The following is a 23477-nucleotide window of genomic DNA, read 5'->3' on the forward strand; positions in this document are numbered from 1 at the left end:
ATTGATAACGGCGTCTGATGGCCAAACGTTCAGGATGGAGCAGCAGGTAGGGAGGGGGGGATGCCTGCTTTTGGTAGCCAAGATGACCATGCTAAACCAGCAACCGGCAAAATGAGAAATAGACTGATTTTCTTTCTACTAACCGCTTGCATCTTTGCTTCTTGCCAAAACAGAGAAGGGCAGAAGGAAGGTAGCGAAATATTACGCCTGCCGTTGACTTTTGTGGAAGGTTTCGGGCCGGGTGGCAGTGGTTGGGGGCCGCTCTCCGAAGAACATAAAAAGGACGATTCTTCCGCAAGGATCTGGGTAAAAACATATCTGCCCATAAAGGGTATTCCCGAGTCTTGGCGGAGCGTGAAAAAATCAATGGCTGAGTTGGCAAGAAAGTGATTTGCCCACCAACTACTCCTAAGCAATCCGGTAGAATCTAGCGGCGAAGGGCTAAATGGACGCGTTGATTAAGTCGACTAAAATCTATTCTGTTTACCTTTCGCTTAATATCGCCCAGTCTAAGGAATATACAAACTATGCCTCTCCTACTAATAGTACTCCTGTCGTCTTCAGTCCTCGCTTTTATTGCAAAAAAATATCTGGGAAGCCGTGTCTTTGGGCACACTCCATCCGGAACCCGACTCAGTCGCATCAAAGAAGTCACGAACTACCGCGACGGTAGTTTTCAGAATATTAGCCCGACGCCAGTCATGGCCAAAGGTAGCATGGCGAGCAGCATGCGGGATTATCTGCGGCCGGGCAAAGATCGCCAACCGAGCCAACCGCTGCCCTCTGTAAAGACCGACCTAAGTACCTTACCATCTGACGGAGCCACAGTAGTTTGGTTCGGGCACTCATCCTACCTGCTCAAGATCGCGGTCAAAACGATTCTGGTCGATCCGGTATTTAGCGGAAATGCTTCGCCAGTTGCCTTTTTTGGTAAAAACTACCCTGGAAGCAACGTATATGGAGTAGTTGATATGCCCGAAATTGACATTTTGTTGCTCACGCACGATCACTACGACCACCTGGATTATAAAACGATCAGCCAGCTTCGTCCCAAAGTAAAGCAAGTGGTGACGTCGCTGGGCGTAGGAGCGCATCTGGAGCGCTGGGACTACTCACCAGAAATGATAACCGAACTGGCCTGGCACGAAGAGGCGCAACTCGAAGGTAGCCTCCGCTTCACCGCGCTGCCCGCACGTCACTTTTCGGGGCGACTCTTCAAGCGAGGTCAAACCTTATGGTCGTCGTTTGTATTGGACGGGCCTGGCTACAAGCTGTATCTGGGTGGCGACTCTGGGTACGATACCCATTTCAGGGAGATAGGTGAGAAGTACGGGCCGTTCGATCTGGCACTGCTTGAATGTGGGCAGTACAACCAAAACTGGCCCTACATCCATATGATGCCCGAAGAGACTGCTCAGGCCGCTCTCGACCTACGGGCAAAAGTACTGTTGCCTGTACACTGGGGCAAGTTTACACTCGCTTTGCACCCGTGGTATGAGCCAATCGAGCGGGTGTCGTTGCGGGCGCAGGAGCTGGGCCTGCCATTGGTGACACCGATGATTGGGCAGCCCTTCACGATTGGCGAAAATCTTCCTGGTAATGCATGGTGGCGTTAAAAACTCAAAAAATGAGCTCTTCCTCGGGAATTTGGCCAACACCTTAGTCAATTTATGTTGATTAAATTTCTCAACAACATCGTAGCGTAGCAACGTATATATACCTTTTAGACAGGATTGCCGAGTTAAGTCGGCAATCCTGTTTCTTTTTGGGGAATGGCACAGAAGTTTTGACTCACTGGGGAAATTCAAGAATACATTATTTTACCTTAAACTTTGGCGGTCATGGAAGAGAGAAAGAGGAGTAAATTCAGGAGAGCGGCTTATCGTTTTTGGGTCGAGTACCATCAGTACTTTGAAGGAGCCTCGACGCGGCGAATGAGAAGACGCGCCAAAGCACGGCGACTACTTTCGGACAACTTCGACAGTCTGGGTATCTTCAAAAGAATGCAACTGGCGGGGATCTATTGAAGGGGCATTTTTCCTTTCAAAATGAAAAATACTTGACAAAAATGAATGATAAAACTTTAAGTGCGGCTTCCTCAGGCCAATTTAATATAGGAAATGATTTAACCATAAACCGGTTGGGATTCGGAGCGATGCGCATTACCGGAAGCGGAATCTGGGGCCCACCCGATAATCGAAGAGAGGCTTTGCGCGTACTGCGCAGGCTACCCGAGCTTGGTGTTAACTTTATTGATACGGCCGACAGCTACGGCCCTAACGTATCAGAGGAACTTATTGCCGAAGCGCTTCATCCTTATTCGAAAGGGATGCTTATCGCGACAAAAGGCGGATTGACACGCCCTGGTCCTAATAAGTGGGAGCCGAACGGACGTCCCGGATACCTGCGGTCCGCGTTGGAGGGTAGTCTGAAGCGTCTCAAGGTGGAACGCATTGATTTGTACCAGCTTCATCGGATCGACCCTGAAGTACCGATGGAAGATAGTCTGGGCGTTTTAAAAGATGCCCAAAAAGAAGGCCTCATTCGCTACATCGGCCTTTCGGAGGTGAGCGCGGAGCAATTGGAGCAAGCCAGCAAGACAGTAGACATTGCTACCGTTCAGAACATGTACAACCTTAACGAGCGTCGTTGGGAGGATTCCTTAAAATGGTGTGAAGCACAGAATGTAGGCTTTATTCCCTGGTATCCGCTTTCAGCGGGTAGCATCAATAGCCAGAAAACGATCCAGAAGGTCGCGAAGAAGCACGGTGTTTCCGAATATCAGGTGGCTTTGGCGTGGCTGTTGCAACGCTCGCCCGTGATGCTGCCTATTCCTGGTACTTCATCGGTTGCGCATCTGGAAGAGAACGTAGCGGCAGCTTCCTTGAAGCTGGAAGAAGAAGATCTTCAAGAATTGAATGAGGCCACAGCCTGATCGATAAGTACATATATTCACAGCCTGAAAGCCCCCGCTTTGGTCAAAGTGGGGGCTTCTTCGTAGCTGTCAGGTAAGGATATCCTTCACAACTTTGCCGTGCACGTCTGTCAGGCGGAAACGACGTCCCTGGAACTTATAAGTCAGCCGCTCATGGTCAGCGCCGAGCAGGTGTAGCATGGTGGCCTGAAAATCGTGCACGTGAACGGGGTTCTGGGTGATGTTATAGCTAAAATCATCCGTCTCCCCGTAGCTGATGCCGGGTTTTACACCCGCTCCGGCCATCCACATTGTAAAACACCGCGGGTGATGATCACGACCGTAGTTGTCTTCCGTTAGTTGACCTTGTGAATAAACCGTACGCCCAAATTCTCCGCCCCAGATTACAAGTGTGTCGTCAAGCAACCCTCTTTGCTTCAGGTCTTGCACCAGGGCTGCCGTGGCCTGGTCAGTGTTCTTGCATTGGTGTCTGATACCGCCCGGCAAGCCGCCGTGCTGATCCCAACCCTGATGGTAGAGTTGCACGAACTTTACGTCCTTTTCCAGTAGTTTTCTCGCCAGCAAACAGTTGGCCGCGTAGGTGCCTGCGTCGCGGCTGTCAGGGCCGTACATCTCAAAAACCGAATCCGGCTCATCCGAAGTGTCCATTACCTCGGGTACGGAAGTCTGCATCCGGTAGGCCATTTCGTATTGCGCAATGCGCGCATCGACTTCCGGGTCGCCAATGGGGGCATTTTGCAGCTCATTGAGTTGCTTCAGGTACTGCAGCATTTCGCGGCGGTCTGCCCCGTCGTAGCCTTCGGGGTTGTTCAGGAATAGCACCGGGTCTTTGCCTGAGCGGAACTGCACCCCCTGATGCTCGGTGGGCAGGAAGCCGTTGCCCCACAGCCGGGCATACAAGGGTTGTCCGCTGGCGTTTTTGGACACCAGCGAAATAAAAGTAGGGAGATTCTCATTATCCGAACCCAGCCCGTAGCTCACCCACGATCCAATAGACGGGCGACCCGGTAGTTGGCTGCCGGTCTGGAAAAACGTGATGGCCGGATCATGGTTGATGGCATCGGTGTACAGCGACTTTATGATACAAAGATCGTCCACCACTTTGGCGGTGTAGGGCATCAGTTCACTGACCCAGGTTTGAGACTGCCCATGCTTGGCAAATTTATAAACCGAGGGAGCAATCGGCAGACTGCTTTGACTGGCGCTCATACCCGTCAGCCTTTGCCCTTTACGGACTGAATCAGGCAATTGCTTTGCAAACATTTCATTCAGCTTGGGCTTGTAGTCGAAGGTTTCCAACTGCGAAGGCCCGCCACTCATGAAGAGGTAAACGACACGCTTGGCTTTGGGCGCAAAATGCGGCAAAGCCCGTAGAATAGCTTCCTGCGAATCTTCGGAGAGTTCGCCGGGATTCTGCGAAGCCGCGCCTGCCGCTCCGGCACCAAACAATTTGTTGGCGCCAAAAAGCGAACCCAATGCCAGAGCACCCATGCCAAGCGATGTTTTGGTCAGGAAATGACGGCGGTCGAGCTTCGTATTGAGCTTATTGAATTCCGGAGTATGCAGCCTGAATTCGTCTTCATGGTGGTTCATATCATTGGTAGTTGGCACAGGATCGCTCCGGTGGTACTTTTTATATCAGTATTACCCATCGACATACAATTCTTCTATTCTTGAAAGAGTAAATCAGCGCTTCGTGATAGCAGCGTCGGAGTTCATTATGGTGCTAGCAACCACAGCGTTGGCCGCAAGCTCGGCGGCACTCAGCGACTTGTCGATTTTGTATTGTCCGGCTTTGAGCCAGCCTTCTGTCTTCTTGGGAGACTTGGTAAAGAGCTCGGTCTGCTGACTTTTCAGTTTCAGCAGCAAACTTATTTCCTTTTGATCGGGCCTGCGGCCAGTCAGCTTACGGTAAGCCTGAACAACGGCCACCTGAGGATTCTTCTCCTTCGTCATTTGCTCACCCAGTACTTTGGCCGCTTCTACGTAAGTCGGGTCGTTGAGCGTCACTAGGGCCTGCAGAGGCGTATTAGTTTTTTGTCGGCGTACGATGCACGAGCTGCGGGATGTTGCGTCGAAAGTACCCAGTGTCGGGTTGGGTACGGAACGTTTCACAATGACATACACACTCCGCTTGTAAACTACCTCGCCGCTGTCCGGTTCATATTTTGCGCCGTTGATGCGCCAGAGGCCATCGGGCTGGTAGGGTTTGATGCTTTTGCCGCCAATCTCATAGTTCATCAGGCCACTGGCTGCCAAGGCATTGTCGCGCATCATTTCGGCGGTCAGGCGGCGCGCAGGGCCGCGCGCCAGCATCCGGTTCTGTGGATCCGTGGCCAAAAGATCCCGCGAAGCGTTCGAATCCTGCCGGTAGGTAGCCGACATCACCATGGTCTTGACTAGCTTTTTAACATCCCACCCGTACGACCGGTTCGCCGGAGCGGGGCCGCCTGAACCTTGAAAAGTAAGCGCCAACCAGTCGAGTAATTTGGGGTGTGAAGGCATCTCGCCTTGGTTGCCAAAGTCTTCGGCGGTCTTGACTAGGCCCACACCAAAAAACAACTGCCAGTAACGGTTCACCGCCACGCGGGCGGTGAGTGGATTGTCTTTGTGTGTGACCCACAGGGCAAGACCGTAGCGGTTTTTGGGCAGGTTCTTCGAAAAAGCAAAAATCCGCTCCGGCGTACCGGGATATACTTTTGCGCCCAAAGCATCGTAATCCCCACGTTCCAGTACAAAAGCCTGTTTTGGTTTAGGTGTTTCCTGCATTATCATCAGTTCCTGCACTTTTTCGGTACTGTCGGCAAGGATCATGCGGGTTTTCATCAATGCTTTCTGTGCCGCCAGAGTCGGGGAATGGACCGCCGAAAAATAGTACTCCTTCAAAGCCAGACTATCCTCGGCCGTCAATTGGCCGGGGGCTTTGGCAGCGACTGCCTCCCACCGTTTTTTCTCGCTCAAAATCTCGACCTCGTAGGGTGTCAGCGCCCGGTTATAGACCACGATGTCGTCCACCTGACCGTTCTTGAGGCCGTACCCACGCCACCAACCGCCAATCTGCAGACCAGGTTGCGGCTTCACCCGTGCGGTGTCGAAGAGAATTTCCTTCGTCAACTGATCTTTCGTGACCAGCATTGGCATAGGGTCGCCGTCCAGATAAAGTTTAAGTCCGGCGGCTTTGGACGATCCGTCGTAGGTCATGGTGAGTTGAATCCACTTGGCACGGGGTACTTCCCTGCGGCTGACTTTGCTAATCGCGTTGGAAGGCGCGACATGCGCCATGCTCATTTCCAACTTATTGTCTTTCAAGTATACGTGGTACCCCCGAAAGTTATACAACCGCTCTGCCTGGCTCTTGTGAAAAATCACGCCCTCCTCCATTTCTTTCGGGATGTTAACCCACATCCCTACGCTAAATGGCTCGGACTTGCTGAATATGCCGACCCGATCCAGATCCAGCCAGGCGTCGCCGTCCAGGTGAACGCCCGGTCCGCGGTGCCCTGCCACAAATACCTCCTTTTGCTTGTTATTGCCTTGCAGTGTCGTGTAGGCTAGTTGCTTGGGATTGACCTCATTTTTCAGCGAATTATTGTCAAAGCTGAATTTGGCCTGTAAACCATTCCCGGGAATACTTTGGCTTTTCAAACGGGTATAGGCTTTCGATTTTAACCAATTCTCAAAATCACCTTTGCCATTTTTCCGGGCGTCAAGCAGCTGTTTGTGCTGCTGTCCGACAGTATTTTGCATGAAAGCCAGTATGGAGTCCTGCTCAGGTGTGGGCAGTAGCATGGTGGGCGAGGGCATGGCGTCGTCCCAGGAAATCTGCCCGGCTTCATCAATGTTGTTGAAAAAACTGGATAACTGGTAGTAGTTTTTTTGGGAAATGGGGTCGTACTTGTGGTCATGGCACTTGGCGCAGCCCACCGAAAGCCCAATAAAGGCATCGCCGAAAGTATTGGTGCGGTCCAGTACATACTCCGTCTGGTATTCTTTCTCAATAATCCCGCCTTCGAGATTCTGCTGGTGGTTGCGGTTGAAGGCCGTGGCGATACGCATTTCTTTCGTCGGTGGGCCGCCCTTTGGGCCCTTCATCAGGTCTCCGGCCAGCTGCCACTGAATAAACTGGTCGTAAGGCTGGTTTTCGTTAAAAGCTTTGATGACCCAGTCACGGTAGGGCGACATATCGCGCAGCCGGTCTACCGTATAGCCGTGGGAGTCGGCGAAACGGGCCAGGTCGAGCCAGTCGGCGGCCATGCGCTCGCCGTAGTGCGGTGATTTGAGCAGTCGATCCACCACTTTTTCGTATGCGTTGGTACTTTTATCCCGCCTGAAGGCATCGATTTCATCCAGCGTGGGAGGAAGTCCTGTGATGTCGAAAGTCACCCGGCGAATAAGGGTTTCCTTATCGGCTTCTTTGCTGGGTACCATCTTTTTCTCTTCCAGGCGGAAAGCCACGAAGTTGTCGATTGGGTTTTTGACCCAATCGGCATGTTGCACGGTGGGAATCTCGGGCATCACGGGTTTCTCAAACGCCCAGTGCGGCTTGTACACAGCGCCATCGTCGATCCACTTAATCAAAACAGCCTTCTCATATGCCGTCAGGCTCAGGTGAGACTCGGGCGTGGGCATCACCACCTCAGGGTCGGTCGCTATGATGCGGCGAAATACCTCGCTGTTGCGCAGGCTGCCGGGATCGATGGCTACCTTTCCGGGCGATTCAGGTAGTTCATCGTAAGCATTTGCGGCCAGGTCGAGGCGGAGACCAGCCTTTTGCTTGGCCATGTCGGGGCCATGGCAGGCAAAGCACTTGTCCGACAGAATCGGCTTGACGTCCCGGTTATAGTCTAGTTCCTTCGGCACCAAATCCATCGCCGCACTGACATCCTCAGGAAGGTCGGGCTGACAGGAAAAGGAGATAATGGCAAGCAGGAAAAGGGATAGTATTCTGACGGGCATTGGGCGTGGGGGCTTTTGAAGCTTCAAAGATAAAGGTCTACAAATTGTAAGTATTATGCAAAATTGATATGTTTGTCCACAAATCCGACTTTTATCTTCCCTCTTAAACTTTTTAGTTACGTTTTCTACTTACAAAAAAGCATATTATGTATGGTCTGGTAGATCAAAACGAGTTTTTATTGCTCAATGTAGCCCGCGTGCAATTAAACGAACGCTGGAACTACCAAAATGTCATCAGTCCATTTTACCGACTTTATTACATTCATGCCGGCACCGGGACGGTGGCTTTCGGCAATGTGTCGCTTGATTTACAGCCCGGCGGCCTGTACATGGTGCCTAGTTTCACGCTTTCTCATTACCGCTGTGACGGTTTTTTGCACCAAAGCTATTTGCATTTTGAAGAGACGATGCCCAAAGGCATTTCCATTAAGTACGTATTCCATTTAAAAAACCAGGTGGCAGCTACCAGAATGGATACGGCCCTCTTCGACCGACTGTTGGAAATAAATCCCGACCGACAGCTTCTTAATCCAAATCCCAAGGTTATTCCCAGCGCAGAAAAGCAAAGGGCTGCGAGTATGCAAAAATACCCTGATCAAGCTGTTCAAATGGAAACGAACGGCATAGTGAAACAATTGCTATCCAGGTTCTTGGGGTCCGAAATCCTGCCAGGCCAAGCCGGTGGGGCACCCTACAGCCGGATCGCCGGAACTTTGCAACACATCCACGAAAACCTTGGCGGCGAGCTGAGTGTAAGGATACTAGCGGAGATTGCCCACCTCAATGCCGACTATTTTAGCCGCATCTTCCAGGAAATGGTCGGGCTTCGCCCCATTCCCTATATTCACCAGCTTAGGGTACAGAATGCGCAGAACATGCTGCTCGTTTCAGACGCCTCGCAGGACGAAATTGCTGACGCCGTGGGATTTGGCAACCGTACCTATTTTGCCAAAGTATTCAAGCAGCACACGGGTCAAACGGCAGGGGAGTACCGGAGTCGGGCACGAAAAGGCATGATTTGATCCGCGCTTCATGCTCCATGCGTCGCTTTTTCAAACGTCAACGATGGCTTTGATGAGTTCCTGATCGGGGCGCATGAAAGTCGGGAATTCTTCCGAAAGGTGGTCGAAGTCAGTGCGGTGCGAAATCCATGAGGTCGTATCGATTCGTCCGGCTTCCATCAGCGAGACGATTTCACTGAAATCTTCGGGGAGCGAATTTCGGCTGCTCAGTAGCGTTACCTCCCGCTTATGGAATTCAGGATCCTGGAATTCGACCTCACCCTGAAATAATCCCACAAAGACAATTTTGCCACCATGTGCGATCAGGTTGAAAGTACTTAGCATCGAGTTGCGGTTGCCCGTAGCGTCAAAGATTAGCGTAGGCAGGTCACCGTCAAAAACCTCCCGCAAATGTTCGGGCGTCAGCGTTTTTTCTACCTTGATGCTTTGGTCTGCAATGCCGTGCCGATTTATAAAGTTAAGCCGGCTTTCGAATCTGTCGGCCACGACAACCGTGGCTCCCCTCAGCCTGCAGAACTGCGTGACCGAAATCCCGATTGGCCCCGCTCCAACTACCAACACCAAGTCCCCGGCATTGACGGTTGCCCGATTTGTGGCGTGGAGACCAATGCTCAACATTTCAACAAGGGCGAGCTGATCGTAGGAAAGCACCCCGGATTTGTGCAGCTTGTGGATTGGTACTTTGAGGTATTCCGTCATACCGCCATCGGTATGCACACCCAGCACATTAAGACGTTCGCAACAATTGGAATAACCTCTGCGGCATGCCTGACATGTGTTGCAATTCAGGTAAGGCTCCACTGAAACACGATCCCCAATCATCAAGGTGGATTCAGTCTGTTTTTCACCAAGTGCTACTACTTCGGCCCCCAATTCATGTCCGAGAACGCGCGGATAGGAAAAAAAAGGCTGGTTCCCTCTGAAAGCGTGGTAGTCTGTACCACATATTCCGATTTTCCTGATTTTCACAATGGCTTCGCCCGATCCAACTACTTCCGGCTCAGCTCTTTCAATCGTCTGAAACTTACCAGGTTCTTTAAGAATAATTGTTTTCATGGGCAGGGGTTTAGAGATGAAGTGGTCTTAGGATAAATTATAAAACCTTTCGGCATTCAGGCCGAAAATTTTTGCTTTTTCTTCCGCTGAAAAAGTAGCGGTGTACTTTTCTACGATATCTTTAACCGCCTGGTATTCTCCCGCCACCAGGCAAACGGGCCAGTCGGAGCCGAACATCAGGCGGTTGGGCCCGAAGGCTTCGAAAGCGACGTCGAGGTAAGGCACCAATTGCTCGTAAGTCCAGCTTCGGTAGTCTGCCTCGGTGATCATACCCGAAATTTTGCAGGATACGTTTTCATGCGCAGCCAAAGCATTCAAATCTTTTTCCCAATCCGCTATTTTCCCGGCCTTAATGTAGGGTTTAGCCAGATGGTCAAGGACAAAGCGTTGCTCGGGACATTGTGCTACGAGTTTGACGGCATTCGGCAGTTGGTTGGGAAAAATCAGGATATCGTACGTGTATCCGTAGTGATGCAGCAGCTTAACGCCGCGAACGAAGGCAGGCCGCAGCATAAACTCCTCCGATTCGCCTTGCAACACGTGGCGGAACCCTTTCAGTAATTTGCGTCCCTGGTACTTTTCCAACTGCGTCCCCAAATCATCAGCTTGCAAATCGATCCAGCCGACAACGCCCTTTATGAAATCATTTTCCCCGGCCAGCTTGAGCAGGAATTCAGTTTCGGCATCATCCTGTGATGCCTGCACGGCCACACAGCCGTCGATTTGGTTTTGGGCTAAAACCTGCTTTAAATCTTCGGGTAGAAAATCACGACGGATGACCTTCATTTGTTCATCGATCCAGGCATCACGGATGGGATCAAAGTACCAGAAGTGCTGGTGAGCATCAATTCTCATAGTGGGATTTTGAGTTTTTGGTAAAGCGTTTGATCTACAAAAGAGAGCCGATTGCGCCATTTACTCTGGCGAACCTTGTCCGTGAATCGTGAAGTTCAACCAGCATGATTCGGACTCCTATGGCTGGTCTATGATGATAATCCACAAAAAAAGGACACAATTCACATCATGTCCTTAAATATTCGTAGTTATATATATCTTTAAATCAGAAGATTAGAGCGAAACGCCCCGCTTCCATGGGATAAAGTCATCCTGGGTATTCAGTACCGCTTTTACGGTAGTTTCGCCACTTGCTACCGAGATTACGAAATCCATGAGCCGCTCGGCGGCGGCAGGAATGCTTTCGCTGCCTTCGATGATGCCCCCCGTATTGAAATCCATGATGTCGTGCATCTTGTTGAATAGCTTGCTGTTGCTGGCCACTTTCACGACGGGAGCAATGGGATTCCCCGTAGGGGTACCCAAACCAGTAGTAAACAGCACCACCGTAGCGCCCGAACCTACCTCGGCGGTAGTGGACTCCACGTCGTTGCCGGGCGTGCAAAGCAATGTCAGGCCGGGTTTGGTGGCTTTTTCGGGGTAATCCAGCACATCCACGACGGGGGAGGAGCCGCCTTTTTTAGCCGCTCCGGCCGACTTGATGGCGTCGGTGATCAGGCCATCCTTGATGTTGCCGGGCGATGGATTCATGTCGAAGCCAGAACCCGCTGCCGTGGCGCGCTGGCTGTACGTACTCATGAGGTGAGCGAAGCGTTCGGCGGTGGGGCGATCCACGCAGCGGTCGGCCAGGTTCTGCTCTACACCGCAGAGCTCGGGAAACTCGGCCAGCATTACTTTTCCCTGCAACGCCACCAGCATATCGGAAAAGTACCCAAGGGTTGGATTGGCCGAAATACCCGAGAACCCATCCGAACCACCACATTCCAGCCCCACACACAGTTTCGACAAGGGAGCATCGGTCCGTTGCAGCTCGTTTGCTTCTTTCAAACCCAGTAAGGTTTGTTTCAAGGCCAGGTCGATGATGTCGTCTTTTCCCCCCAGGGTCTGGTGGTTGAGGATATGGACGGGACGGTCGAAGCCGGGTACGCGCTTCTCGATTTCCTGGATCAGGATGCTTTCTTCGGCATTCTGGCAGCCCAGGCTGAGTACCGTCGCTCCGGCTACATTGGGATGCGTGATGTAGCCCGCCAGCAAACCGCACAGCGCCTGCGCATCCTGCCGCGTTCCGCCGCAGCCCGACTGGTGGGTGATGAATTTGATACCGTCTACGTTCGGAAAAACGGCAGAAGCCGCTTTCTTCTTGGGGGTGGAGGGTAGTTCCGTTTGAAGGATCTCACTCCCCTGTCCGGCCTGGATCATCGCCAGAATTTTCTCCGCTTTATCCTGGTAAGGTGTGGTAGTTTCGTAGCCCAGAGCTTTGGTGAGCGCCTTCTTCAGCGTGTCCACATTGTGATTTTCGCAAAACACCAACGGCACCACCAGCCAGTAATTGGCCGTGCCTACACTCCCATCGCTTCGGTGGAAGCCCTTGAAAGTGGCATTTTCGTATTTCGAAACGTCGGGAGCCAGCCATTGGTAGGTACTTTCCTTGACTGTCAATGGGTTGGCGGCGTGCTTTGTATTGAAAACATTCAGCCAACTACCCCGACTGATTGCGTTTTGGGCCTTACCGACCAGGACGCCGTACATCTGCACTTCGTCGCCTGGCGCGAAGTCACGGGCGGCAAACTTATGCTTGGCGGCAATGTCCTCGGTCAGGGTATAGGATTCACCATCAAGCGCCAGCACTTCACCTTTTTTCAGGTCGGTGAGGGCGACGATAACGTTGTCGGAGGGGTGTACTTTTAATATTTTATTCACGAACAGTCTGATTAAACAATTCCAGCCCGAATTTGGGGCTTTCCATAATATCCTTTAAAAACGCGGTCACGTCGGCCTGGAAACCTTGCAGCCTGGTCAGGTCCGTTTCCCACAATTCTTCGGCCTTCAAAACATTGGCAACCAAAGTTGGTACATCGTCGGTTGAATTCCAAAGCGCCATGAGTTGCCCGGCTTCCGGATCATTCAATGCGTAATCCTGCCCGTTGGCGTGCCCGTAGTACTTGCCGTTTTCTTCACGCTCCACTTTCATAAACCGCAGGTAGCTGGCGAAGCCGAAAGCCATATGCGAGCGTTCGGTGGGTGACTTAGCGTACCAGCTTTCGATCAACTTGACGCAACGCATTTTAATCTTGGACGTGTAGTTTAGGCTGATGGATAGCCACTTGTGATCCAGATGCGAGTTGCTGAAACGGTCGATCACGGCTTCCGCAAAGTCGTTGATTTCGGCGGCATCAATGTTCGGATCGAGACTTTTCGCAATTTCGTCGAACATCAAGCCGCGAATGAATTCCAGGAATGCTTCGTCGCGCATGGCTTCCTTTACCATTTCGAAGCCCGCCAAATGCGCCAGACCGGTGCAAAAAGTATGCGGTGCGTTGAGCAGTCTCAGCTTTAATTCCTTGTATTTTTCAATGGACGATTCGATCTTGACACCTGCATCCACTTCGTGAAAGGATAGCTTCGACTTGATGCTGCCATCACCTTCAATGGCCCAAAGACGGTAGGGTTCGGCCATGAGCATCAGATCGTCGCGGTAGCCGAACTCGCCTTCCAGTTCTGTTTTCAAATCACCCTTGATTTCGCCCGGTACAATGCGGTCTACCAGCGAATTGCAGAATCGGTTGGCTTCGTTGAGCCAGCTTACAAAGGCCACGTCCAGCCGATTGTAGGCCGCCAGTTGGTTGACGATGCCGTGCAGCATTTTGCCGTTTTCAGAAATCAGCTCGGTTGGCACCACGATCAGGCCCTTTTGCGTGTCGCCGCCGAAGGTCTCGTAGCGCTTGTGCAGAATCGCGAGCAACTTCGCCGGAAACGAAGAAGGGGGATTGCCAAAAATAGATTCTTCCTCGTAGGTAATTCCGACTTCGGTGGTATTGGAAACGACCACCGCCAAGTCGGGACTTTGGGCCACGGCCAGGATTTCGTCCCACTCGTCGGAGGCAGTAAGTACCCGGCTGATGGCGCAGTTTATGATGTTTTGTTCTACTTCTTTTCCATTCGCGATGCCCCGAACAACCGATGTAAAGCATCCATCCTGCTCACTGTAAGCGGAAATGTCGCCCCGTGAGGTAGATTTGACCACGACCACGCGTCCTTTGAAGACACCCTGCTTGTTGGCCTGGTCGATAAAGTACAGTGGTAGTCCCCGCAGCAGTACGCCCGTTCCGAAGAACAGGGCCTTTTCGGGGTAGTTGAAAATTTCCTGATCCGGTGCGTTTTGTTTATTTAATGAGTTCATTCGAAGGTTTATATGGTTGTTTTCTTTCTATAGACTGCTAATTCCGGTCTCTTCCCCCGACAAAGCTATCTAAAATGATAGTACAAAAGTGAGTGGTAGCCGATCGCACGAATTTCTGAGATGATCTGACCGTCGGATTGAGTCATTTTCCCCACAAATTTGGTCATATTATGGTAATTTGAATACCCTCTCCATCGGTGCCCATTTTTCACCCGGCCTGGTGCCCGGCACGGCCTGCTGAAAGCCCCACATCAGGTCTTCCCATTCCACCGATTTAGGGTCCTGGTTGATCTCGTTCATGCGCTCGAATGAAAAGGTGTCGTCCACTTCCATAATCATGAACATCCGGTTGCCGAACAGGTAAATCTCCATGTCCAACACACCCGCTCGGCGGATATTGCGGTTGATTTCCGGCCAAAAGTTTTCGAGAGCGTGGTGCTGCTTGTATTTTTCAATCAGTTGAGGATCGTCTTTCAGGTCAAGGGCCAGGCAGTAACGGGGCATTGTTTATCGAAAATGGAAAATTGGTATTGCTTTTGATTTTTTGAGACTGAGTATAGGAATAGAGCTTAGTGTGAGGTTTGCAGGTGTCACTGGCTCCGGGTACAAACAGGCCTATTTAAACAAGTAAATGAAGGCCGATAATTACTTACCATGGTCTATCACCAAACAAGAAATCGGTACTTGCTCATGACCAAATTTTCATTCAGAAGTATAGCGCTCATGGTTGGATCGGCCGGGTTGGCCGCTCTGTGCTTTTCCTTCGCCTCCGACCCCAAAGTACCAGCCAAACCCAATTTTGTGTTCTTTTTTGCCGATGACCTGACTTACCGCGCCTTGCATTACATGGGTAATGAGCAGGTCAGGACACCAAACCTAGATCGGTTAGCCGCGCGGGGAGCCAACTTCACCCACTCTTACAACATGGGCGGCTGGAACGGGGCTATCTGCACGGCTTCCCGCTCCATGCTGGTATCGGGAATGTCAGTCTGGCACGTCAACCAGCACCGGGAAAAATGGTCGGCGGGCGACGCTGCCGCCCTGAACACTACCTGGCCGAAACTATTGGAAAAAGCGGGCTACGACACTTACATGACGGGTAAGTGGCATGTGGATGCGTCGGCTTCCAAAATTTTCGGTCGGGCTGAGCACATACGTGCGGGCATGCCCAAAGACACCTACTCAAGCCCCGAAGCGCAAGCTGCTTTTGCCCAGGCGAGGGCGGGTGAGTTGACATGGGCGGAGGCTATGCCCAATGGCTACAATCGCCCCCTATCGGTGGATGATAAATCCTGGTCGCCGACCGACAGTAGCAAAGGCGGTTTTTGGGAAGGTGGCAAACATTGGACTGAGGTAGTTGCCGACGACGCGGCGGATTTTGCCCGGCAGGCAAGCCAGTCGGAGCGACCTTTTTTCATGTACCTGGCGTTCAACGCCGCGCATGACCCCCGGCAATCGCCCCAGGAATTCATTGACATGTACCCGCTGAAAGACATCAAGATTCCGAAAAGCTTTCAGCCCGACTATCCTTTCCACGACGAAATCGGCGTTGGCCCCAAGCTGCGCGACGAAGCTCTTGCGCCCTTTCCCCGCACCGAACTGGCCATCAAAACGCATTTGCAGGAATACTACGCCATCATCAGCCACCTCGATGCCCAGATTGGCAAAATCCTGGACGATCTGGAAGCCAAAGGGCTGCTGGAAAACACCTATATATTCTTTGCCGCCGACCATGGGCTGGCCGTGGGAATGCACGGCTTGCTGGGCAAGCAGAGCATGTACGATCATAGTTTGCGGACGCCCTTGTTGATGGCCGGACCGGGCGTGCCGGCAGGGAAAACGGTGACGCAAGATGTGTACTACCAGGATATTATGCCCACCACACTGGAACTTGCCGGAATTGCAAAGCCCGGTTTTGTGGAATTCAAAAGCCTGTTGCCTCTTGCCAAAGGTACCCAAAAGGGAAAATCTTACGAAGCCGTGTATGGGGCCTACGTAAACTTGCAGCGGATGGTCAGGCAGGATGGTTTTAAGCTGATCGTTTATCCGAAAGCGAATAAATTCCTGCTTTTTGATCTGAAAAAAGATCCCGAAGAAATGAACAACCTGGCCGACCAACCGGGGTTTCAGGGAAAAAAGAAAACACTATTTGCGGAGTTGACCAGGTTGCAAAAGCAGTACGACGACAAGCTGGATTTGTCAGCGATGCGGCCCTGATGTCAGGCTGTTACGAGTTCCTGTTCTTATTGTAAAACTGAATTCAAATTTCAGTTAATCGGGTATTTGATTATCTTGTCGGTAAACTAATCCGTTCTATCATGAAAAGAATATTAACTCCTCTGTTATTTTTCGTAGCCTGGCTGGGCCTCAGCAGCTTTCAGCCTGACGATTCGGTAGCCAATCTGGTGGCCGACTGGCAACGGGCCAAAGAATTCACCCAGGAATATCTTGAAGCTATGCCCGAAGATGGCCTGGACTACAAGCCCACGCCTGAGATCCGTTCTTTCAAAGAACAAATGCTGCATCTTGCCAACGGTAACTTCAATTTTTCTTCGGCTGCCTCTGGCAAAGAGAATCCTTATAAAGGCAAGAATCTGGAAAAAATGGAGGAATTCAATACCAAAGGAGCCGTGACCAAGGTGGTGCTGGAAAGCTACGACTTTGCCATCGCCGCGCTTTCCGGTACCTCAGACGCTGACATGAATGCCAACATCAAGCTGTTTGGCCGTGACATGTCTCGTGGTGTAGCGTATGCCAAAGCTTTTGAGCACCAGACCCACCACCGGGGGCAAGCTACCATTTATATTCGCATGAAGGGCATCAAACCACCTAATGAAAAGCTGTTCTGATCACCCTTATCCCTTCTACCCCTTTCGTGCAGCCGGACAAAGTACCGGCTGCTTTTTTTATAATCCATCCTGAAATTTGAGGAAACCAGACACTACCAGGCCCGTTGTTTTCTTGTCGGATAAGCCTTTCACCACCAGGTATCACCTCATAGATGGCGTCTTGAACTGAATCGACGGTTTCCAGTTTTCTTCCAGAAACCCATACTACCTTCGGACCATGAAAATATTACTGGTTGAAGACGAGAAAAAACTGGCTGCCGCCGTCCTGGATTTTCTCCGGAGCGAAGGCCATGTATGCGAATGGGCGGAGGATTCAATAACCGCCGACGAGAAGATCGGCGTGTACGAATACGATTGCGCTCTGGTGGATATCATGCTGCCCGACGGCTCGGGATTGGATCTGATCAAGAAAATGAAAGAAGCCAGGTCGCGGGCGGGCATTATCATTATTTCGGCCAAGAACTCGGTCAATGATAAGATTTCAGGCCTCAACCTGGGCGCCGACGATTATCTGACCAAGCCCTTCCATCTTTCCGAACTCAACGCCCGGCTCAATTCCGTGCAGCGGCGTCGGCAGTTCGACGGCAATCCTGAGATTATTTTCGACCAGATCAAAGTCCTGCCCGATGCGAAGGAAGTGTGGGTGGGCCAAAATCGGGTGACACTCACCCGCAAGGAGTACGACCTGCTAACCTATCTGCTGGCCAATCCGGGGCGGGTACTGACCAAAGGCGCCATTTCGGAACACCTCTACGGCGATGACATCGACCAGGTGGACTGCTTCGATTTTCTGTACTCGCAGATGAAGAACCTACGGAAGAAACTTGCTGAAAATGGCAGTCCGGATTACATTCAGACGATCTATGGTGTGGGTTATAAACTGACGGCATGAAGCTGATTCACAAGGCTACCCGCTCATTTTTGCTCGCCAGCCTTCTCGTGGCCGGGCTGGGAGGTGTGTTCTGCTTTTTTTTATTGAAAAAGATATTCAGCGAAGAAGCTACCGAACAGCTTTATGCCCAAAAAGAAAAACTAACCGCTCATCTGCACGAAACCCGGCAGGTGCCCGAAAACTGGTACTCGCTCACCGATAGTCTGGTTGTGGAGAAAGTGAACGGCCCGGTCATTGAAGTACTGACCGATACCGTGCTGGCCAATCCCCTTGAACCCGGGGAGATGCTCGACTACCGGATTCTGGTTTTCGGAGTTTCAACTTCTGCGGGCATCGACTCACCCAATTTGGTGCCGCCCGACCGGCCGCAATATTACAAAGTAACCATCCAGAATCCGCTATACGAAACAGAAGACCTCAGCCGGGCTGTATTCCTGATTTTTGCCGGGTTGATCGCCGCCCTGATGGTGGCCTTGCTCATGGTCAACTATTGGCTGTCCAACCGTCTTTGGCAGCCTTTTTACCAGACTCTCGCCAAACTCGGAACTTTCAAAATCAGTGAAGTGGAGCCACTGGAATTTCCCACGAGCAGCACCACCGAGTTTCAGACTTTGCAGAAAAACCTCGATCAAATGACGAGTATGGTCCGGCAGGAATACGCCAGCCTGAAAACATTCACCGAAAATGCCTCACATGAATTACAGACGCCGCTGGCGGTGATCAGCGCGAATCTCGAACAACTTTTGCAGGCTCCTAATCTTACGCCCCTTCAATTTGAGCAAATTGGTGGTTTGCTAGACACAACCGCAAGATTAGCCAAACTCAACCAAACTTTATTGTTGCTGACGAAGATCGAAAACCAGCAGTTTGCGACCCGGGAAAGGATCGATTTTGGACAGTTGCTGCACGAGAAGCTGATGCTCTGGGAAACTCTTATTCAGTACAAGGGACTTTCCCTGACCCACAGAATCTCCTCAGGTGTGGAGATTCTGGTAAATCCATACCTGGCCGATGTGCTTCTCAACAACCTGCTCACCAATACGATCAAGCACAATCTGCCGGAAGGAAAAATCGACATAGAGCTTTCTTCCAAAAAATTGGCAATCCGTAATACGGGGCGCCCACCCACCGTCCCCGTTGAGCAGCTATGGGAGCGTTTTCGAAAAGATAGCCCCAACCCCGATTCTTTGGGGCTGGGGCTGGCTTTGGTCGCCAAAGTCTGCGAAACCAGCGGTTTCCGGGCCAACTATAGTTTCGAAGGGGACTGGCATAGTCTGGAGGTTGTATTTTGATTCCAGATTCTCTCCAAACTTTTGCCTTACACTTGCACTAGTTGAAAACTTAAAAAGCCAAAACAATGAAAAAGATCATAATGCTGACTGCATTGGCCGCGACGATTTCCTGTGGCGCAATGGCCCAGAAAATGAAAGCCGATAAAGTACCCCAGGCCGTAAGAACTGCTTTTGCCAAGGCCTATCCCAACGTAAAGGATGCTGACTGGGAAAAAGAAGACGGCGACTACGAAGTAGGCTTTGAACAGGGTAAAGAGGAATATTCCGTTGTTTTCGATGCGCAGGGCAACCTGCTCGAAACAGAAAAGGAAATAAAAACCACTGAACTACCTGCTGCTGTTCAGGCTCCTCTGAAAGGCAAAAAAATAAAGGAGGTCGCTGTAATCACGCGCGCCGGCAAAACGTACTACGAAGCCGAAGTCGGTGGCAGGGACCTATTGTTCGATGCCGATGGGAAACCTGCGAAATTGAATTGACACAGTACCTACCGCGAAGCTACCTCTGGCTCCCTGGGCTTGAATTTTTGCGGTACCGGATTGTCAATCGGCTGTACCGACATCAGGTAGGTGTAGATAGCCCCCAGGTCTTCGGGTTTCATACCGCCGTACATTGTCCAGGGCATGATGGTCTGCATTTCGTTGGGGCCGACTTTCGGCGGCACATACCCGCTATCGGCATAGGCCCTGAACCGCGCCACAAAGGCCTCCTTCGTCCAGCTGCCGATGCCCGTTGCCTTGTCGGGTGTAATATTCGCCGTGTAGACAGTGCCCGTCGGCAGATCGAATGCCCTGCCGCCAGAGAACATCTTTTCAGGAATGATCTGTCCTTGCTGGACGGGGGTATGGCACTCGGCACAGCCGGCCAAAGTAGTCAGATATTTGCCCGTGGCCAGTTCGTCACCGGGCGAGGGTAGGGGCATGGGGTCTGCCTCTTTGGGAATGGTGTTGAGAATGAAATTCATTGGGAAATCAGGCCGGGAGTCGGCAGGTTGGCTCTCGATGGGTTTGAGGGACCGAAGATAAGCCACGATGCTCTTGACATCCTCTTCGTTCATCCGGCCATAATAGGGATAGGGCATGACCGGGAAAAAAGCATGTCCATCCCGGCTGACGCCCGTAGTGATGGCCCGGTAAATTTCGCCATCGGTCCAGTCGCCTATACCATATGGGGTGATGTTTTTTGATGTGAACGATCCCGGAAAACCCATCTTCTGGTCGAAAAGCTCACCGCCTTTACCCACTGTACCAGGTACCATAGGACCCGAAAACCGGGAAAAATCACGGGTGCCGTGGCAGTCGGCACAAAGGGCTACGTGCTGGGCCAGGTACTCGCCCCGTTCCAGTCGGGCTGGCGTAATTTCAATTTTCATTTCGGGTGCTGCGCCTACGTCGGGTAGTGCTAGTTTGACATAAGCCATTGCACCAATGACACCAACAACAGCTACACCAAGGATGAGGCCGATTACTTTCAGAACTTTTTTCATAACGGATTGAGTATTTTTTGAAGGTTTGGACTAATTATTATTCAAAAGTTTATTAAAAAATGGACAAAATCAAATTCTTGGAATCAAATTTATTCTGGAAGGGAGTGAAAGCCGAAAAAATCAATTCGTACTGAGTTTCCAATCTTTCTCAAAGCATGGGTAAAAGCTGACTATTACGGGATAAATCCAGTTTTTCTCCATAATTGGAGGGGTACCTTTGCTATCTGTTATTATGTTAAATCCAGACCTTTCTTTATGCGCTATATATTTTCTTTTCTAAGCATCTACTTCATTCTCAGAATATCAACGACGTCTGCTCAAACCCCGGTCGTTACCATTTCCGGAGCTGTCGGGGAACAAACGACAAAGGCTCCGATGCCCTACGTCAATGTGATCCTGAAAACCGAAAAGGACTCGGCTTTCGTTACCGGAACGGTTACCGACGAGACGGGACGGTTCACGCTGGCTCCCGTGACACCGGGCAGCTACCGGCTGGAATACTCGCTGATAGGCTACGCTACCCAACGACAGCCTCTATACGTAGGTAGTCTGACGAACTTTCTGGATGTCGGTACGATAGAACTCGCCGAAAATACGCAAATGCTGAATGAAGTCGTAGTCACCGGCCAGCAGGAAGGGTTGAGCGATAAGATGGATAAGAAGACGTTCGCCGTCGCCGACAACATCAGCCAGGCAGGTGGCTCCGTACTTCAGGCCATGCAGAACCTGCCGGGCGTGGCTGTTCAGGACGGCAAGGTACTTCTGCGCGGCAGTGATCGTGTGGCGGTGCTGATGGACGGCAAGCAAACGGCCATCACGGGCTTCGGCAACCAGCAGGGACTGGATAATATTCCTGCTTCGGCCATTGAACGCATCGAGATCATCAATAATCCCTCGGCGCGCTACGACGCCAATGGCAACGCAGGTATTATCAACATCATTTACAAGAAAAACAAGCAGGAAGGTTTTAACGGCAAAGCGGGTTTCACTACCGGACTTGGAGCGCTTTGGGTGCGGCGCGAAAATCTGCCAACCATTCGACCGCAGTACCAGGCGACTCCCAAGGTAAACCCGTCGTTGTCACTTAACTACCGCAAAGGCAAGGTCAATGCCTTTTTTCAGGGCGATTACCTTTATACCGAAACGCTGAATAAGAATGAATTTGTGACGCGTACTTACGACGACGGTACCGTCATTGAGCAGCAAACCAAGCGCAACCGCAACACGACTTTCATTACTACCAAAGCAGGCATTGACTGGAATCTTTCTTCATCCGATGTGCTGACCGTGTCAGGATTGTTTGGCAGCGAGAAAATTCTCGACAATGGTGATGAACCTTTTTTTAACGGAAATCTTTCGGAACGCTATCGGCTATGGCAGTTTCTGGAAGACGAACTGAAAACTACCGTGGTTGCTTCGGCGACGTACCAGCACAAATATAGCCAGCCGGGCCATGTGTTGAATCTGGGCTTCAATTATACCTTCCACCGTGAAGACGAAAAGTACTTTTTTACCAATATTCGCCCCACTTTTACGGGCAAAGATTCCTTCAAATTGTTGTCGGACGAAAACGTAGCCGACCTGAATCTCGACTATGTGCGACCGCTGAGGTATGGTCGCTTCGAGAGTGGTTTCAAATTCCGCCGCCGGGTGATTCCCACCAACATGCAGTTTTTCCCAGGACTGAACTCGCCCATCGACAGCCTGGCAGGCGGCAAGGCGACCTACGCCGAAACCATTCCGGCGGTGTATGGCAACTACGTTTTTGAGAATAAAAAAATCGAGGCCGAAGTCGGTTTGCGGGTGGAGTACGTGGGCTTGAAATACACCGTAAACCCGAATCATCCGACCTATAAGAGCGATGGCTACAATTACACCCAGCCCTTTCCGAATGTGCGGTTGGCTTATAAATTTAACGACCGAAATAAGCTTTCGCTTTTTTACAACCGCCGAGTGGACCGCCCCAATGAGGTGGATATCCGCATTTTTCCTAAATACGACGACGCCGAGATCATCAAAGTAGGAAATCCGGCCTTGCAGCCTCAGTTTACCAGTAGTGTGGAGCTGGGCTACCGAACCAACCTGAACAAAGGGTATTTCTATACCGCCCTGTATCACCGCCGTGTGGATGGTACCATCACCCGAATCGCCAGCGTAGTACCCGGTGATCCGACAAACCCGGCCCGGGCTGGTAATCTGATCTATAACATTTTTCAGAATGCGGGGCGTAGTTACAATGCGGGCGTGGAGTTGGTGTTTTCCCAAACTCTTTCGCCGGCCTTGTCTTTCAACCTGAACCTCAACGGGTACCGTAATCAAATCGATGCCTTTACGGTGCGGAATCTGTATCCTGTGGTCAATACTTTCACGGTGGCAAAGCAGGAAATGTTTTCGGGAAATGTGAAATTGAACACGCTCATGCATTTGCCGAAAAACCTTGATTTGCAGCTCACGGCTATCTATCTGGCTCCCGATCTGATTCCACAGGGCCGCATCGGCAGCCGTTTCTCGCTGGATGCGGGCGTGAAGAAAACACTGCGTGGCGGTAAGGACGAACTCTTCCTGAATGCTACCGATCTGCTGAACACGATGATTATTAAGCGCGAAATTCAGGGGCAGGGATTCGGCTACACGAGCACTGACTATAACGAAACACAGGTCGTGCGAGTCGGTTATAGCCGGAAGTTTTAAGCCGTAGTCAACTAGTATCTTTCGGGGCAGCCCGCGTATTTAATCCGAATCACCTGGATTCTGAAAAGGAAATGATTTGGATAAATTGTTAAAACGAAATAACAAG

General features: G+C 51.2%; 19 protein-coding genes. 11 read left to right on the forward strand and 8 right to left on the reverse strand.

Annotated elements, in window-relative coordinates:
* Nucleotides 1–111: 111 nt before the first annotated feature.
* The 4 genes from IE117_RS06510 (at nt 112) to IE117_RS06525 (ending at nt 2935) form a co-directional block, all read left to right on the forward strand.
* Nucleotides 112–390 carry a hypothetical protein gene (locus tag IE117_RS06510; protein WP_189563496.1) on the forward strand — a complete coding sequence of 93 codons (279 nt, stop codon included), beginning with the start codon at nt 112–114 and terminating at the stop codon, nt 388–390.
* Nucleotides 391–527: 137 nt separating this feature from the next.
* Nucleotides 528–1616 carry an MBL fold metallo-hydrolase gene (locus tag IE117_RS06515; RefSeq protein ID WP_189563497.1) on the forward strand — a complete coding sequence of 363 codons (1089 nt, stop codon included), beginning with the start codon at nt 528–530 and terminating at the stop codon, nt 1614–1616.
* A gap of 225 nt (nt 1617–1841) precedes the next feature.
* Nucleotides 1842–2027: a hypothetical protein gene (locus IE117_RS06520; RefSeq protein WP_189563498.1), complete on the forward strand. Its 186-nt coding sequence runs from the start codon at nt 1842–1844 to the stop codon at nt 2025–2027.
* A 41-nt stretch (nt 2028–2068) separates the two neighbouring features.
* The gene (locus IE117_RS06525) at nt 2069–2935 is read left to right on the forward strand and encodes an aldo/keto reductase (protein ID WP_189563499.1); all 867 of its coding nucleotides are present in this window, start codon (nt 2069–2071) and stop codon (nt 2933–2935) included.
* A gap of 69 nt (nt 2936–3004) precedes the next feature.
* Here IE117_RS06525 and IE117_RS06530 read toward each other — a convergent pair whose 3' ends face one another.
* Entirely contained in the window at nt 3005–4528 is a 1524-nt protein-coding gene (locus IE117_RS06530; protein ID WP_189563500.1) for a DUF1501 domain-containing protein, read from the reverse strand.
* Between the two features lie 93 nt (nt 4529–4621).
* Nucleotides 4622–7891, reverse strand: a complete 3270-nt coding sequence (locus tag IE117_RS06535; protein WP_189563501.1) for a DUF1553 domain-containing protein — start codon at nt 7889–7891, stop codon at nt 4622–4624.
* A gap of 146 nt (nt 7892–8037) precedes the next feature.
* Here IE117_RS06535 and IE117_RS06540 point away from each other — a divergent pair, with 146 nt between their 5' ends.
* Entirely contained in the window at nt 8038–8913 is an 876-nt protein-coding gene (locus tag IE117_RS06540) for a helix-turn-helix domain-containing protein (protein ID WP_189563502.1), read from the forward strand.
* Nucleotides 8914–8943: 30 nt separating this feature from the next.
* Here IE117_RS06540 and IE117_RS06545 read toward each other — a convergent pair whose 3' ends face one another.
* The 5 genes from IE117_RS06545 to IE117_RS06565 form a co-directional block, all read right to left on the reverse strand.
* Entirely contained in the window at nt 8944–9969 is a 1026-nt protein-coding gene (locus IE117_RS06545; RefSeq protein WP_189563503.1) for a zinc-binding alcohol dehydrogenase family protein, read from the reverse strand.
* A gap of 27 nt (nt 9970–9996) precedes the next feature.
* Nucleotides 9997–10824, reverse strand: a complete 828-nt coding sequence (locus tag IE117_RS06550; protein WP_189563504.1) for an amidohydrolase family protein — start codon at nt 10822–10824, stop codon at nt 9997–9999.
* Nucleotides 10825–11037: 213 nt separating this feature from the next.
* Nucleotides 11038–12684 (reverse strand): UxaA family hydrolase, encoded by a 1647-nt coding sequence (locus tag IE117_RS06555; RefSeq protein WP_189563505.1) that lies wholly within the window; start codon nt 12682–12684, stop codon nt 11038–11040.
* Entirely contained in the window at nt 12677–14164 is a 1488-nt protein-coding gene (locus tag IE117_RS06560; RefSeq protein ID WP_189563506.1) for a tagaturonate reductase, read from the reverse strand. The genes IE117_RS06555 and IE117_RS06560 overlap by 8 nt, the downstream gene beginning before the upstream one ends.
* A 168-nt stretch (nt 14165–14332) precedes the next feature.
* Nucleotides 14333–14668: an L-rhamnose mutarotase gene (locus IE117_RS06565; protein WP_189563507.1), complete on the reverse strand. Its 336-nt coding sequence runs from the start codon at nt 14666–14668 to the stop codon at nt 14333–14335.
* 186 nt (nt 14669–14854) lie between these two features.
* Between IE117_RS06565 and IE117_RS06570 the strand changes: the two genes are divergently transcribed.
* From IE117_RS06570 to IE117_RS06590, 5 genes are all read left to right on the forward strand, one after another.
* Nucleotides 14855–16381, forward strand: a complete 1527-nt coding sequence (locus tag IE117_RS06570) for a sulfatase family protein (protein WP_189563508.1) — start codon at nt 14855–14857, stop codon at nt 16379–16381.
* 101 nt (nt 16382–16482) lie between these two features.
* A complete protein-coding gene (locus tag IE117_RS06575) occupies nt 16483–17013 on the forward strand; it encodes a DinB family protein (protein ID WP_189563509.1) in 531 nt (176 codons plus the stop codon).
* Nucleotides 17014–17230: 217 nt separating this feature from the next.
* Nucleotides 17231–17905 carry a response regulator transcription factor gene (locus tag IE117_RS06580; RefSeq protein ID WP_189563510.1) on the forward strand — a complete coding sequence of 225 codons (675 nt, stop codon included), beginning with the start codon at nt 17231–17233 and terminating at the stop codon, nt 17903–17905.
* Entirely contained in the window at nt 17902–19197 is a 1296-nt protein-coding gene (locus IE117_RS06585) for a sensor histidine kinase (protein ID WP_189563511.1), read from the forward strand. The genes IE117_RS06580 and IE117_RS06585 overlap by 4 nt, the downstream gene beginning before the upstream one ends.
* A gap of 65 nt (nt 19198–19262) precedes the next feature.
* Nucleotides 19263–19673 carry a PepSY-like domain-containing protein gene (locus tag IE117_RS06590; RefSeq protein ID WP_189563512.1) on the forward strand — a complete coding sequence of 137 codons (411 nt, stop codon included), beginning with the start codon at nt 19263–19265 and terminating at the stop codon, nt 19671–19673.
* 8 nt (nt 19674–19681) lie between these two features.
* Here the strand turns inward: IE117_RS06590 and IE117_RS06595 are convergent, their stop codons facing one another.
* Nucleotides 19682–20680 (reverse strand): c-type cytochrome, encoded by a 999-nt coding sequence (locus IE117_RS06595; protein WP_189563513.1) that lies wholly within the window; start codon nt 20678–20680, stop codon nt 19682–19684.
* A gap of 255 nt (nt 20681–20935) precedes the next feature.
* On the opposite strand from IE117_RS06595, the gene IE117_RS06600 reads away from it, so the two are divergent.
* Nucleotides 20936–23371, forward strand: coding sequence for a TonB-dependent receptor (locus IE117_RS06600; RefSeq protein WP_189563514.1), 2436 nt, complete (start codon nt 20936–20938; stop codon nt 23369–23371).
* Nucleotides 23372–23477: the final 106 nt, after the last annotated feature.

It is taken from the genome of Persicitalea jodogahamensis, assembly GCF_014651615.1.
Taxonomy (GTDB): domain Bacteria; phylum Bacteroidota; class Bacteroidia; order Cytophagales; family Spirosomataceae; genus Persicitalea; species Persicitalea jodogahamensis.